Genomic DNA, 13,924 nt, shown 5'->3' with positions numbered 1-13,924 from the left:
GGGAGCACTTTCTCTTGCTGTGCTCCCTGCTGTTTATTGCTTTTCATATTTCTTTTGTAATTCAACGTACTTATCAACAATTTTACTTGGAATGGTTTTAATGACAGGATCTTTATCTGATACATACGGTGTGACGACACTAAATGCCACTTTCGGATTGGAAGAAGGATAATATCCTCCAAAGGTTAAATTGTACGTGGCATTCCCCCACCAGCTCCGGTTGGCACCATAGTAGAAGGTTTGGGCTGTACCCGTTTTCCCTGCGACATCATGCTGACCGAACCGGCCAGCGGCAGTCCCGCCTGTTGATGTGACCATTTTTAGTCCCATTTTGACGCGGTCGATATCTGCTTTCGAGTTGTTAATGGTGTTCAGCACCTTCGGCTCATATTTCTTCACAACAGGACCTACTTCTTCCTTATTCGTTGGGAAGTGAACACTTTTCACCACTCTTGGCTGAATACGGTTACCTCCATTTGCGATGGTCGACATGTATTGTGCAACTTGAAGTGGTGTATACGTGTCATACTGGCCAATCGCTTCATCAAGTAAGAGTCCGCCGACTGTCTTAGGATGCGTCTGCATTCCGCTTGATTCCTGCGGCAAATCGATGCCTGTTTTTACGCCAAGACCGAATTGCGCATAATAGTTTCTCATTTTTTGTAAGTGTTCAGGTCTTGCCGGTAACGGGCCGTCCTTTTGATAGGTGATCCCTGCCATTCTCATCGCCACTTGGAACATGTAAACGTTGGAACTTTTTTGGAGTGCCTGAAGGTCGTTAACCCATCCAAGAACTTTGTAAGACTGTTTCGGCTTTCCTCCACTTCCCGCAAAATACAGCGGTGTATCCATATAAGATTGGTTGTGTGACATGCCATCTTGATAACCAGAGAGGACAGTAGCTCCTTTGACAACAGAGCCCATTTCATACTGAGTCGTAAATGTTCCGATCGCATAATCTGTGACGTCTCTTCCGTCCATTTTCTTCCCTGACATTGCGAGAACATCACCTGTGTTAGGGTCCATCATCACAACAAAGGCACGGTCCATCATATAGTTTCTTGCACTAGCGGATCTTAGCTCTGATTCAACGATTTTGTCGACTTCCTTTTGCAGCTCCATATCAAATGTGAGTGCAAGGTCAAGTCCTCTTCGTCCTTCTGTCCGCTTGATTTCATCAAGCAGTTTTCCGCCGACCTGTGTATATTGAACAGTTGCTTTTTCTGGATTGAGAAAATCTTCATATTGATATTCTAAATAACTTTTTCCTACTCGGTCATTTCTCGAGTAACCTCTTGCCATATAGTAATCTTCACGCTCTTTTATAATGCCTTGCTCTGGGGTGGTGACACCGCCAAGGACATTATAGAGGGTTTTTTCATACGGATATTTCCTTGTCCAGTCATTGATGACATTTACACCAGGCAGTTCATCAAGATGCTCTGATACAAGTGAGATCTCTTCGTATGTCAAACTTACGGATGATGTCTGTTTTGATTCTTTTGTTTCATCGAGTAAAGCAACTTTTTCGTCCCCTTTTTTCTCTTCGTTCGGGTCCATTGCTTTCACGATTTGAGGTTCAAAGGCATATCCGCCTGTAAACCTGCGATAGATCGCTGCAACTGCTTTTTCCTCTGCATCTTTTTCGATCGCCTTGACTTCTTTCTTAGGCACACGCTCTACTTGAAGAGGATAGACATCTTTTGCTTTAAGATTCTTTTGCTCTGCTTTTGAAATGAGCTTATCCGCTTCTTTCGGATGGCTGGCCAGCCAAAAATCTCGAATGTCACGCTCTCTCAAAAAATCTGTATCCATTTTTATATAAGTCGCAAGTTTTCTTGCTACTTTAATCTTATCCTCCGCTTTCACACCGCTTTCTGATGTATAAACGATGGCAGGTACACTTTCGTTATCAACAACGACTCTTCCTCTCGCGTCATACATTTTTCCTCTTGGAGACGGGTATGATGCTGTTTTGACCTCAGTTCGGTTGGCTTGCTTTTTATAATCCTCACCATTGACGATTTGCAGCACACCGAGCTTGATGACAAGTCCAGCAAATAAACTAAATACAGCGAAGAAAAAGAGATTAATTCTCCAGGCGTTCCGGCGCTTCATTTTTTTCTGCTCGGCAGCACCTTGATGCTGTTTCTCTCCCACTTATGTAGCTCCTCTCATCCTTTCAATCTTTTACAATTACCACTCATTATTGTAACACTTTTGTAATAGTTGTTACAGCGAAACAAGTGAAAAAAAGCTGTCAATCCCTATTCTGCAAAAAAATATACTAACACTTTAAAATATTGGTATGTTTATGTCGTTTTCTTTAAATAGAAAGATTCTCCATTCATTGATATAAGGAGACTCTTTCTATGACTTTAACAAAAATGACAAATGGGCGTTGTCAATGGAGGATGCTGGTACGTTTATAACAAAAAGTCCATGTTATGATTTTCTGTGAGAAAACAAAACAAAGATTTTAGGAGGAGTTACAAAATGAAAAAGAAATCATTCATTTTTTCAGCGCTGACAGCTGCTGCATTGATCACGTTCACTGGAGGGCATTCAGCTGATGCGAAAGAGCTTAACCTGAAACAAGTCATAAACGTACAGCATCAAGCCATTGATCTTCATACATTAGCTGCAAAATTACATATCTCTTCAGATGTAAACAAGCTAAGCACTTCAAATCAAAAAGAGATCGAAGCTCTATTAAACAAGCTGATCAAAAGTGGTCAACCTGTTACTGGAACAAAAGTGGTGAAAGAAGTAAACAAAGCAAAAAATGAGCAAAAACAAGAATCAGTCAAAAAACCAGCTGCTTCTAAACCAAGCACACCAGCAAAAGAAAACACAACGAACAACAGCTCAAAATCTGATCAAAAAGACACAACTGCAACAAAAGCAGACAGCAACTTAAATGCATTTGAACAAGAAGTGGTTGAGCTGACAAATAAAGAGCGTGCAAAACAAGGCTTAAAAGCTCTTTCTGTTGATTCTAAATTAAGCAAATCTGCTCGCGCTAAATCACAAGATATGAAAGATAAAAACTATTTCTCTCATACAAGCCCAACTTACGGATCTCCATTTGATCAAATGAAGCAATTTGGTATCACGTACAAAACAGCAGGTGAAAACATTGCTCAAGGTCAAAGATCACCTCAAGAAGTAGTAACAGCTTGGATGAACAGTGAAGGTCACAGAGCGAACATTTTAAACAAAAACTATACACATATCGGTGTAGGTTATGTAAAATCTGGTAACTACTGGACGCAGCAATTCATCGGAAAATAAGATCAAAAAACCTGTCTCTTTTCGGGACAGGTTTTTAGTTTGTCTTCTTTTTTCAGCAATGTGAGGGCTTGTTTACACGCCACAAACTGTTCCACGTAGGCGGAGCAGTTTTTTTATTTCACCCATAATTTATAGATGCTTTGTGTTCCGCTGTTTTCTTCTCCCTGTTCACTGAGCTTTTCATATAATGACTTCGCTAATGACAGGCCTGGCATCTCTTCTCCCATCAGCTCTGCTTCTTCAAGTGCAATGCCCATATCCTTAATAAAATGCTTCACATAAAATCCTGGCTCGAAATCACCTTTCAGCATTCTTGGTGCAAGGTTTGACAAAGACCAGCTGCCGGCTGCTCCTGTTGTGATGCTTTTAAGTACCTGCTCTGGATCAAGTCCTGATTTTTCCGCATAAGCCATTGCCTCAGCGACACCTACCATCCCTGCTGCGATAGCAATTTGGTTACACATTTTTGTATGCTGACCACTTCCTGCAGGTCCTTGATATTGAATGTTTTCGCCCATTTGCTGAAATAGCGGCAGGCACGCTTCATAGGCTGCTTTTTCTCCACCAATCATGATGGCCAGCGTGCCGTTTTGGGCTCCAACGTCTCCGCCAGAGACCGGCGCATCTAATGCAAATAGTCCTTTTTCCTTCGCTTTCGCTTCAATTTCTTTTGCCAGCTGAGGTTTCGATGTGGTCATATCAATGAGGTATGTACCAGGCGCAGCATGTTCCAAGAGTCCATCTTCTCCTAAATAGACTTCTTCTACATCTGATGGATACCCGACCATTGTGATGACGGCATCTGCCTCCTTTGCGATCTCCTTTACGGTCGATTTCCAAAGAGCACCTTTTTGAACCAATGTGTCTGCCTTTGCTTTTGTTCTTGTATAAACGAGAACTTCGTAGCCAGCATCCATTAAATGCCCTGCCATACTACGTCCCATTACACCGATTCCAATAAAACCAACTGTTTTGATTTGTGCCATCAAGAATTCCTCCTTATAGAGACTTTGTCAATCCACCATCAATGATGAGGGTTTGACCTGTCATATATGTATTGGCTTCAGATAAAAGAAAAGCCGCATATGCTGCAAATTCCTCTGGCTGTCCGTAACGGCCCAGCGGAATCATACGTTCAGCTTGTGCTTTGATCTCTTCAACCGATTGTTGCTCCTCTTGTGCACGGTGTTTGTCCAACTGTTTCACGCGCTCTGTTTCAATTTTCCCCGGGGCTAAGGTATTGATCAAAATACCATCTTTGGCAAGCTCCTGGGCAGCTGTTTTTGTCCAGCCGGTAATGGCCGGTCTAAATGTATTCGACAGCATCAAGCCTGGGATCGGTTCTTTGACCGACATAGATGCAATATTTAACACTCGTGCACCTTGTTTTTTTAAATACGGCAAGGCTTCTTTTAATAACCGAATATAGCTGAGTAAATGAAGCTGAAATGATTCCATCCAATCTTCATCTGTTAAGGTTTCAAGTGTTCCTGTTTGAGGACCGCCTGTATTGTTCACTAGTATATCAAGACGTTTTTCATCACCTGCTGCTGCGACGACAAGCGCTTTAATTTGCTTGGCATCAGATACATCACATACTTGATACGTCAGCTTCCCTTTTACAAGCGGGGATAATTCTTTGACCGCTTCTTGCAGCGTGTGCTCATGTCTTCCCGAGAGCATCACATCTGCTCCCTCTTTTGCAAGATGAAAGGCAATGGCTTTACCGATACCTTGACTGCTTGCTGCGACCAATGCTTTTTTTCCAGATAGATTAACATGCATGTTGGCACCCTCCTCTGTTCATATTTTATCATACAAAAAGAACCTTGCTCACATGGCAAGGTTCTTTTCTGCAAGATTATAGTTTAAACCGATTGACTGCCTGACGCAGTGCCTGACTTGATTCGTTCAACATTTCTGTTGAAGTTTTCGTTCTTTCTAAAGCTTGTACTTGTTCGTCTGTGGAAGCATGTACTTCCTCAGCTGAAGCGGCGGATTCTTGTGAAATGGCCGCAATACTTTGAATGGAATCATTCATTTTCTGCTGTTCTTCAGTCATTTCATTGATTTGTGTATGAATGCTGTCAATGGAGCCGACAAGTGCCTGCATTTCCATTGTGATACTGCTGAGTGCCTCACCTGTTGAATTGATGGCATCACCTTGTTCTTCATTCATTTTGCTTGCTGCTGTCATCGCTTCAGCTGCCTTTTTCGATTCATCTTGAATGAGTTTTACGGTTTCACTAATATGTTTCGTTGATTCTGCAGATTGTTCAGCCAGCTTTCTGACTTCTTCTGCAACAACAGCAAATCCTCTTCCGCTTTCTCCTGCTCTCGCTGCTTCAATACTTGCATTCAGTGCGAGTAAATTCGTTTGATCTGAGATTTCAGAGATCGCTGTTACGACGTTTTCAATATTTTTTGTTTTATGCTCAAGGTCAAGCAGCATTTGCTCTACCTTCTTCGATTCTTCATTCGCTTGTGTTGATTTTTGGACGAGCAGACCAAGAGCATCAAGTCCTCTATAGCTTGCATCTTCCGATGATTTTGAGTTGGTTTGCATTTGCGTGGCAAGCTCACCCATATGACGAACTTTTTCATACAAATGCTCTGATTTTTCATTAATGGTTTCCGCTTCTGATGCTTGTTTCGTCGCTCCTACAGCGACCTCTTGAATAGCCGTTGCAATCTGTTCACTAGACAGCAAGGTCTCGTTTGAAATTTGGGTCACTTCATCCGTTGATTTCACAACCTGATCTGAAGACTCTTTCACTTTTTCAATTAAATCCCTGATGCCTTCAGTCATTTGATTAAAGCTTTTCGTCAGGAACCCTATCTCATCCTGAGACTTCGACTCAAGCGAGCTGGTTAAATCGCCTTCAGACACTTTACGAACATGCTCGATGAGGCGTTTAATTGGTGTTGTAATGCTTCTAGCCAATAAGTAGCTTAGAATCATGGCAAGTATAATGGCAATGACAGAAATAATGATACTTGTCTGATTCATTTGTTCAGTGATCCAAAGAAGTTTCTTTTTCTCGAAGCTCACACCGATCGTCCAGTTTGCCTCTTTAATTTTTGAGATGACGGTCAGCTGTTTGTCATCATCAATACCCGAGTTGTCGATCGCTTTTTTCACAGAAGCGACTTTTGAGATATTTTTTCCTTGCTCTGTTGGATGTGCCAAAATGGTCCCTGTGCCGTCAACTAAGAAAGCCGTTCCCATGTAAGGAATCTTTTGTTCATTTATAAAGGACTGAATGGAAGCCAGTTTCAAGTCAAGTCCAGCGACACCGACTACTTTCCCATTTCGTACGATCGCCTTCGTGGCTGAAACGACCATTTCACTTGTTGCTTTATCAATGTACGGATCTGTCCATAGGACGTCGTCAGGCTTTTCAGCCGCTTGAATATACCAGTCTCGTTTAGACGGATCATACCCTTCACCAAAATCGGACTCCGGGAAAGCAAACATTTTACCATCACTTGTTCCTATATAGGCAAGCGAGATGAGTTCATCCTGCTCCTGCAATCCTTTTAATTCATCGTTTTCAAATGCCAATGTCTGCTTTGTTTGTTTCTGTGCAAATTCTTCAGTAAGTGTACTTGTTGCCAATTGGTTAATCGTATCACCGTAATTCTCAAGCTTTAGTGCTATGATGTCTCTCATGCTTTCTGCCGTTGCTGCTGTCGTTGTTTTCGCATCTCGTTCAATCAGTGGTCTTAATACTAAATTGGAACCCACTTGAACTGCGACAACGGTTAAAATTAAAATAACTGAGATGAAAACAGCTATTCTCACTTGAAGTTTCTTAAACATCTCATCACCCCTACATCCTACTTTCGCATCTTAATGTGTATATCGGCAAAATTGGTACCGCATTCAATAGTTGTAAGAAAATTTAAATAGAAAAAACAAGCCATAATGACTTGTTTTAAGTAAAATATTCAATTTTTGCAGACGGAAAGTACTGTTCTATATATGATTCTAATGTCTGTCTAAGTTCTTGTTCTTCATCTTTTTGATAGATATATTTTCCAATTCCGTATCTACCCCACTTATATCTTCTCTTTTCTTCATCTAGTTCTAGTTTTGTTTTTGGATAGTTTTTTTGGATGACACGCTTCGCCGGTTTTGTAAAACGGTGCTGAATCATTTCAAAGGTGATATCTTGTCTCACTTCTTCAGGGAGAGCTGCATCGAGTTTTTCAAATAGGACTTTATAGCCCTCTTGCCACCCTTCATGAATGTAAATAGGGGCAATAATAAAGCCAAGTGGATAGCCTGCTTTTGCTACCTTTACAGCCGCTTCAATCCGCTGATCGAGTGGTGATGTTCCAGGTTCGAAATATTTAATGACATAATCGGCATTGATACTAAAACGGAATCTTGTTCGTCCATTGTGTTTTGCATCTAACAAATGGTCTACATGATGAAATTTCGTAACAAAGCGTAGTTTGCCAAGATCGGTTTGACCAAAGTATTCAATCGCTCGTTTGAGTGTGTGAGTCAAATGGTCAATTCCTACGATATCAGATGTACACGAGGCTTCAAATCGCGTGATATCAGGCGCACGCTCGTTCATGTACTGTTCAGCCTGATCTAAGATCTCTTCTACATTGACATATGTGCGAATGTACGGCTTACTCCCCATAGTCGTTTGCAGGTAGCAATAATGGCAATGCCCCATGCATCCTGTCGCAAACGGAATGGCATACTCTGCAGATGGTTTAGATGTATCAAATTTTAAGGTTTTTCTCACGCCGATAACGAGCGTCGACTTTGCATTACGGTACTTTTGCAAATCATTTTTCCCCGGAATATTTCTCACTTGGTTGTGTGAGGTTGTTTCTCTAATTTCAATTCCCATGCCTTCAAACTTTTCTTTCAGCTCTTGTCCTAATGGGTACTCTAGCGCCCGAGGTTCAATATACACAAGCTGGGGAACGAACGGTTTGATCATAATTAGCACATCCTTACCTTATAGGTTCATATCGTTACTTTAACCTCTCAGGATGGCTTCTATCCTTTCTAAAATCTCCCTTATTCAAACAGATCTTGATAAAGGGCTTCTGCTTCTTCGTATGTTGGAAATACGGCATCATCAGGGGCTAATGGGTGATATGTTTCAAGTAGAAATAGCGCAAGCTCTTGCTCATTGTAAGGGTGTGAAACGATTTCCGCTTCTTTAATTTGTGCGACATTGGCTGCATGTGGATTTCGATAAATGACATATACTTGATCACCCGGCTTATAGTTAGAGAAAGACAAACTGGTCACCTCCATTTTTTATTTTAGGATGCCCTTCTCTTCATGCGATATGACTGATTATGATAAAATTCGACAAAAAAACCAGACAGTTTGACCTGTCTGGTTCACATCACCTAGTTATGTTGAAACGTTTTTTTCACGAAATCAACCACTTCTTCAGTTGTACTAAGTGATAAGATATGCTCTTTAAATGATGCAGCTTCTTCCTTAGAAAGCTTGCTTAACTGCGTTCTTGCTGGAAGAATCGATGTTGCGCTCATTGAAAATTCATCTAATCCTAATCCAAGTAGGAGCGGGATTGCGATTTCATCTCCTGCCATCTCACCGCACATGCCAACCCATTTACCTTCTTTATGCGCTGCTTCAATCACAAGCGTTATGAGGCGTAAAATAGCTGGATTGTATGGCTGGTAAAGATAAGACACTCGTTCGTTCATTCGATCAGCAGCCATTGTGTATTGAATCAAATCATTTGTTCCAATACTGAAGAAATCTACTTCTTTTGCAAATTGATCTGCGATAACAGCTGTTGATGGAATTTCTACCATCATTCCGATTTCAATGGAATCAGATACTTCTGTACCAGCAGCAACCAATGCTTCTTTTTCTTCAAGTAAAATAGCTTTTGCTTCTCTAAATTCTGATAACGTCGCGATCATAGGGAACATGATTTTCAAGTTTCCATATGTACTTGCACGAAGTAACGCGCGTAGCTGTGTTCTGAAAATCTCCTGCTCTTCAAGGCAAAGGCGGATCGCTCTATAGCCAAGGAACGGGTTCATTTCTTTTGGAAGCTGCAAGTAAGGAAGTTCTTTATCGCCACCAATATCTAGTGTGCGGACAACCACTGCTTTGCCTTCCATCTTCTCTAAAACGGTTTTATACGCATCGAACTGCTCTTCTTCTGTTGGGAGCTGATCTCTGCCCATGTATAAAAATTCTGTACGGTACAATCCAACTGCTTCGCCGCCATTTTCAAGTACACCTTTTACATCTTCAGGTGTTCCAATATTCGCAGCTAACTCTACGTGAACGCCGTCTTTTGTGACCGTTGGCTGGTCAACAAGTTTCGCCCATTCCGCTTTTTGAGCTAAGTAGTCTTCATGCTTTTTTTGATACGCTTTCACTTCATCTTCAGAAGGCTGAATGATGACGTCTCCACTAATACCATCAACAATGATCAGATCATTGTTTTTCACCGTTTTTGTTGCTTCTTTTGTCCCAACAACTGCTGGAATTTCCATTGATCTAGCCATAATCGCTGAGTGAGAAGTACGACCACCGATATCTGTCGCAAAACCTTTGACGAATTGTCTGTTCAGCTGAGCTGTATCAGAAGGTGTTAAATCTTCAGCAATGATAATGACTTCTTCAGAAATCATACTTGGGTTTGGAATGTCAACGCCTAGCAAATGACCAGTGACACGTTTTGTAACGTCGCGAATATCCGCTGCACGTTCTTTCATGTATTCATTGTCCATTGCTTCAAACATTGTAACAAACATTGTTGCTGTTTCTTTTAAAGCAAATTCAGCATTTACTTTATCCGATGTGATTTTATCCTTCACTGGGTTGAGCAGCTCTGGATCACTTAACACAAGAAGGTGTGCAGAAAAGATATCTGCTTTGTCTTGGCCAAGCTCTTTTAGCGCATGTTCTTTAATTGCTTCAAGTTCTTGTTTAGAAACATGAATTGCTTCTTCAAAACGCTTCACTTCTGTCTCTGGATCATTGATGTCTTTTTGGTGAACTGTTAAATCTGGTTCTTCCAGACGATATGCTTTTGCAATCGCAACGCCTGCTGAAGCACCGATTCCTTTCAGTTGTTGCATTACTCGCCTAGGCCTTCACTTTTCATTGTGTCTTTAAGTGCAGCAAGTGCATCATTTTCATCAGAACCAGAAGCAGAGATAGTGATTGTAGCACCTTTCGCAATTCCTAGAGACATTACACCCATAATAGATTTCAGGTTCACTGTTTTACCATTATATTCTAAGTTGATATCAGCATCATATTTACTAGCAGTTTGTACAAGAACTGTTGCAGGACGTGCGTGAATTCCAGAATCTGCAGTTACTTTGAATGTTTGTTGAGCCATTTTTATCAATCTCCTTTTTATACATTTCATACATCCACAATATTATATCATACTGCCGAGCTTGTCATCTAACAAGAACGGCAGTTATGAAAATTATTTTGAAATTTTCATGATGTTTTCTTGACCAGCTTTGATTTCACCGGATTCTTGAAGGTCAATAAATTGTCCTTCACTTAAGTTTGTAAATACAATTGGTGTCATTAAAGATGGTACTTCTGACTTAATTTTATCAATATCAACCTCTAAAAGTTTTTGACCGATTTCTACTTGATCTCCCTCTTGTACAAATGCTTCAAATCCTTCTCCTTTGAGGCTGACTGTATCAATCCCGAAGTGAATCAAGATTTCAAGTCCACCATCAGACTGGAGGCCGATGGCGTGTTTTGTTGGGAACACATTTAAGATTTTTCCTCTTACTGGTGAAACCACTGTTCCCTCTTTTGGCAAGATAGCAAAACCGTCACCCATCATTTTCCCTGAGAATACTTGATCTGGCACATCTGTAATTGGATGCAGCTCCCCTGTAATTGGTGAAGCAAACGTTTCTTCCCCTTGTTCGTTTTGAAGCGGTTTTGCAATGACTTCTTCAACCTGCTGACTGACTTCTTCTTTTGCAGAAGGGTCTTTCGCTGGTCGAGGTGTGCGCCCTGCAATAATGTCTTGCATTTGTGTTTTTAAATTATCAGAGCGTGGTCCAAAGATGGCCTGAATGTTATTCCCTACTTCAAGGACACCTGAAGCGCCAAGCTTTTTCAAGCGGTCTTTATCCACTTTTTTCTGATCATTTACAGTGACACGTAAACGCGTAACACAAGCATCTAGGTGTTTAATGTTTTCTTGGTCACCCATTGCTTCAAGAATTTCATAAGGTAAGTCATCGCCTTTTCCAGATTGAGCGCTGCTTGCACCGTCAGCTGCTTCATCTTCTCGTCCTGGCGTTTTCAGATTAAACTTGCGAATCGCAAATCTGAATCCGAAGTAGTAAATGACAGCCAGTACGAGACCGACTGGAATAACAAGCCACCAAGCGGTTCTATTCGGCAGGATACCAAATAGGAAGAAGTCGATTAACCCTCCTGAGAAGGTCATCCCGATTTTCACGTTTAGAATATCCATTATCATAAAGGATAATCCAGCAAATACACAGTGAATCGCAAATAATATCGGTGCAACAAACAAGAATGAGAATTCAAGCGGTTCAGTGATCCCTGTTAGGAAAGAAGTAAGGGCCGCTGACCCCATAATTCCTGCTACAAGTTTTTTATTCTTAGGTTTTGCTTCATGGTAAATCGCAAGTGCTGCTGCTGGAAGTCCAAACATCATGAACGGATATTTCCCTGTCATGAATGTCCCGGCTGTCAGCTGAACACCATCTTTGATTTGCGCCATGAAAATACGCTGGTCACCACGGATAATATCTCCTGATAAGCTCTTATAGCTAAAAAATTCATACCAGAATGGTGCGTAGAATATGTGGTGCAGACCAAACGGAATTAATGAGCGTTCAATGACACCGAATACAAAGGCAGCTAGCGGCTCATTCGCTGCAAGCAGTCCAGTTGAAAATGAGTTCAATGCACCTTGAATTGGCGGCCAAATGACGAGCATCAAAAGCCCTAAAATAAGTGCTGAAATCGACGTAACGATTGGAACAAAACGCTTACCAGCAAAGAAGCCAAGATATTGCGGGAGCTCAATTTTGTAAAATTTATTAAACATATAAGCGGCTAATACCCCGACAATAATCCCGCCAAACACGCCGGTAGACAAGGTCGGTATGCCGAGCATATTCACATACGCTGGATGACTTTCCTTAAAGAACTTAGCCAATTTGATTGAATCGGATGGAATGGAACCGTTGGCCATTAATACGGCACTCATCGTTACGTTCATGACAAGGTAACCGATGATCGCGGCAATCCCTGCCACACCGTCTCCATTGGCAAGACCGATGGCAACCCCTACAGCAAATAGGAGTGGAAGATTCGAGAAGACAATATTCCCCGCATTCTCCATAACACTTGCAACAAGCTGAATTGTATCATTGCTTAAAAATTGAGCGACATCAATCAGCTGCGGATTTTGCATCGCATTTCCGAGTGCTAGTAAAATACCAGCAGCAGGAAGGATCGCAACTGGAAGCATAAGTGCTCGTCCAATTTTTTGCAACACACCAAAAAGTGATTTAAACACTGGTTGAACCTCCTTTTGTTTTCGCTTACAACATGCATTTCAATTACACACTGACGTACATTTCATAATTAACCGTTTACATTTCACTTTCAGAACACAAAAAAGGCATGGTGATATAAGGTTGCGCAAATAACAGGATCTTATCCTGTATTTACCTTAAGTCACTCATGCCTGATCGAATCAGTTACACGTTTCAAGGAAACTATGAAATTTTATTCGTCAATCTGTACAGGTGAAGTGTCAAATAGACAGCTTCGGCATCTTGTACAGGCTTTTTCAATGCATGTTGCAAAATTTTGATCATTTTCCAAGCAGTATTGTAGCATAAAGGATATTCATTTTTCAATAGATGAAGCAACTTTTCTGGCTCCTCTAATGATTCTTCCCGTTTAATACGCTCAATCGAAAACGTAATATGGCGCAGTAAGCGTAAATAATGAATACTTTCTCTATCTACTTTCATATGAAATGCATCTTCTATGACTTGGACCATTTGTGTCATGAGCTGCGAATGACGGTTGACCTCGGATAAAGGCCGGTTCGTTAAAGCAGAGTGAATGTGGAGCGCAATAAACCCAATCTCTCCTTCGGGCAGCTTTGTTTCAACATCTGGCCGCGCATTTATCAGTTCCACGACTTCCTTTGCGACCTCGTATTCTTTCGGGTATAAGGATTTCGTTTCAAGCATAAAAGGATTGGTGATATCATAGCCTTGCTTAACTCGCTTAAAACTAAAGGCAATATGATCTGTCAGTGCAATATGAATATGCTCATTTAAACGATGCCCCATTTTTTCTCGTATATGATAAATGACGTCATTGGCAAGCTCAATCATGTCCTCATTAATGTGGTGCAGCAATTGTTTGTATTCTGTTTGCTCTTTTGTATTCTTTAACACAAACATTTTCTCAAATGCCGCTTGATCGAGAACGTCACCCGATTTTTTCCCAAAGCCGATCCCTTTATCAATCAGGACCACTTCGCCTAAAGAAGGGTGTTTTGCGATGATGACATTATTATTTAACGCTTTATCAACGGTGAAGGATTCCATGAACATCCCCACC

General features: G+C 41.2%; 11 protein-coding genes. 1 reads left to right on the top strand and 10 read right to left on the bottom strand.

From position 1 onward, the window contains the following. Positions 1–33: 33 nt before the first annotated feature. Positions 34–2,160 (bottom strand): peptidoglycan D,D-transpeptidase FtsI family protein, encoded by a 2,127-nt coding sequence (locus M2353_RS06895; RefSeq protein WP_024719663.1) that lies wholly within the window; start codon positions 2,158–2,160, stop codon positions 34–36. A gap of 336 nt (positions 2,161–2,496) precedes the next feature. On the opposite strand from M2353_RS06895, the gene M2353_RS06890 reads away from it, so the two are divergent. Continuing rightward, positions 2,497–3,294, top strand: a complete 798-nt coding sequence (locus M2353_RS06890; RefSeq protein WP_284725182.1) for a CAP domain-containing protein — start codon at positions 2,497–2,499, stop codon at positions 3,292–3,294. Between the two features lie 113 nt (positions 3,295–3,407). Here M2353_RS06890 and M2353_RS06885 read toward each other — a convergent pair whose 3' ends face one another. From M2353_RS06885 to glcT, 9 genes are all read right to left on the bottom strand, one after another. Beyond that, complete coding sequence (locus M2353_RS06885) at positions 3,408–4,280, bottom strand: NAD(P)-dependent oxidoreductase (RefSeq protein ID WP_024719662.1); 873 nt, start codon at positions 4,278–4,280, stop codon at positions 3,408–3,410. 13 nt (positions 4,281–4,293) lie between these two features. Beyond that, the gene (locus tag M2353_RS06880; RefSeq protein WP_039169125.1) at positions 4,294–5,079 is read right to left on the bottom strand and encodes an SDR family oxidoreductase; all 786 of its coding nucleotides are present in this window, start codon (positions 5,077–5,079) and stop codon (positions 4,294–4,296) included. Between the two features lie 76 nt (positions 5,080–5,155). Further along, a complete protein-coding gene (locus tag M2353_RS06875) occupies positions 5,156–7,117 on the bottom strand; it encodes a methyl-accepting chemotaxis protein (protein WP_284725181.1) in 1,962 nt (653 codons plus the stop codon). A gap of 115 nt (positions 7,118–7,232) precedes the next feature. Continuing rightward, entirely contained in the window at positions 7,233–8,261 is a 1,029-nt protein-coding gene (gene splB / locus M2353_RS06870) for a spore photoproduct lyase (RefSeq protein ID WP_007498710.1), read from the bottom strand. 80 nt (positions 8,262–8,341) lie between these two features. Continuing rightward, a complete protein-coding gene (locus tag M2353_RS06865; RefSeq protein ID WP_034646394.1) occupies positions 8,342–8,584 on the bottom strand; it encodes a transcriptional regulator SplA domain-containing protein in 243 nt (80 codons plus the stop codon). Between the two features lie 98 nt (positions 8,585–8,682). Next, complete coding sequence (gene ptsP / locus M2353_RS06860; RefSeq protein WP_008348058.1) at positions 8,683–10,401, bottom strand: phosphoenolpyruvate--protein phosphotransferase; 1,719 nt, start codon at positions 10,399–10,401, stop codon at positions 8,683–8,685. Beyond that, entirely contained in the window at positions 10,401–10,667 is a 267-nt protein-coding gene (locus M2353_RS06855) for a phosphocarrier protein HPr (protein WP_003211078.1), read from the bottom strand. Before M2353_RS06855 ends, ptsP begins: the two co-directional genes overlap by 1 nt. A 93-nt stretch (positions 10,668–10,760) precedes the next feature. After that, positions 10,761–12,860, bottom strand: coding sequence for a glucose-specific PTS transporter subunit IIBC (ptsG, locus tag M2353_RS06850; protein ID WP_284725180.1), 2,100 nt, complete (start codon positions 12,858–12,860; stop codon positions 10,761–10,763). Between the two features lie 202 nt (positions 12,861–13,062). Beyond that, positions 13,063–13,917: a glucose PTS transporter transcription antiterminator GlcT gene (glcT, locus tag M2353_RS06845; RefSeq protein ID WP_017359435.1), complete on the bottom strand. Its 855-nt coding sequence runs from the start codon at positions 13,915–13,917 to the stop codon at positions 13,063–13,065. Positions 13,918–13,924 lie beyond the last annotated feature (7 nt).

The sequence above is a fragment of the Bacillus aerius genome (assembly GCF_029894105.1).
Lineage (GTDB): Bacteria > Bacillota > Bacilli > Bacillales > Bacillaceae > Bacillus > Bacillus altitudinis.
The sequence above is the reverse complement of the archived record's forward strand: the minus strand, read 5'-3'. Positions and strand labels throughout refer to the sequence as shown.

Bases quoted from the DNA above. Each gene is read 5' to 3' on its own strand.
- M2353_RS06890 (WP_284725182.1), top strand. From the start codon at position 2,497: ATGAAAAAGAAATCATTCATTTTTTCAGCGCTGACAGCTGCTGCATTG.
- M2353_RS06885 (WP_024719662.1), bottom strand. From the start codon at position 4,280: ATGGCACAAATCAAAACAGTTGGTTTTATTGGAATCGGTGTAATGGGA.
- M2353_RS06880 (WP_039169125.1), bottom strand. From the start codon at position 5,079: ATGCATGTTAATCTATCTGGAAAAAAAGCATTGGTCGCAGCAAGCAGT.
- M2353_RS06875 (WP_284725181.1), bottom strand. From the start codon at position 7,117: ATGTTTAAGAAACTTCAAGTGAGAATAGCTGTTTTCATCTCAGTTATT.
- splB (WP_007498710.1), bottom strand. From the start codon at position 8,261: ATGATCAAACCGTTCGTTCCCCAGCTTGTGTATATTGAACCTCGGGCG.
- M2353_RS06865 (WP_034646394.1), bottom strand. From the start codon at position 8,584: ATGGAGGTGACCAGTTTGTCTTTCTCTAACTATAAGCCGGGTGATCAA.
- ptsP (WP_008348058.1), bottom strand. From the start codon at position 10,401: ATGCAACAACTGAAAGGAATCGGTGCTTCAGCAGGCGTTGCGATTGCA.
- M2353_RS06855 (WP_003211078.1), bottom strand. From the start codon at position 10,667: ATGGCTCAACAAACATTCAAAGTAACTGCAGATTCTGGAATTCACGCA.
- glcT (WP_017359435.1), bottom strand. From the start codon at position 13,917: ATGTTCATGGAATCCTTCACCGTTGATAAAGCGTTAAATAATAATGTC.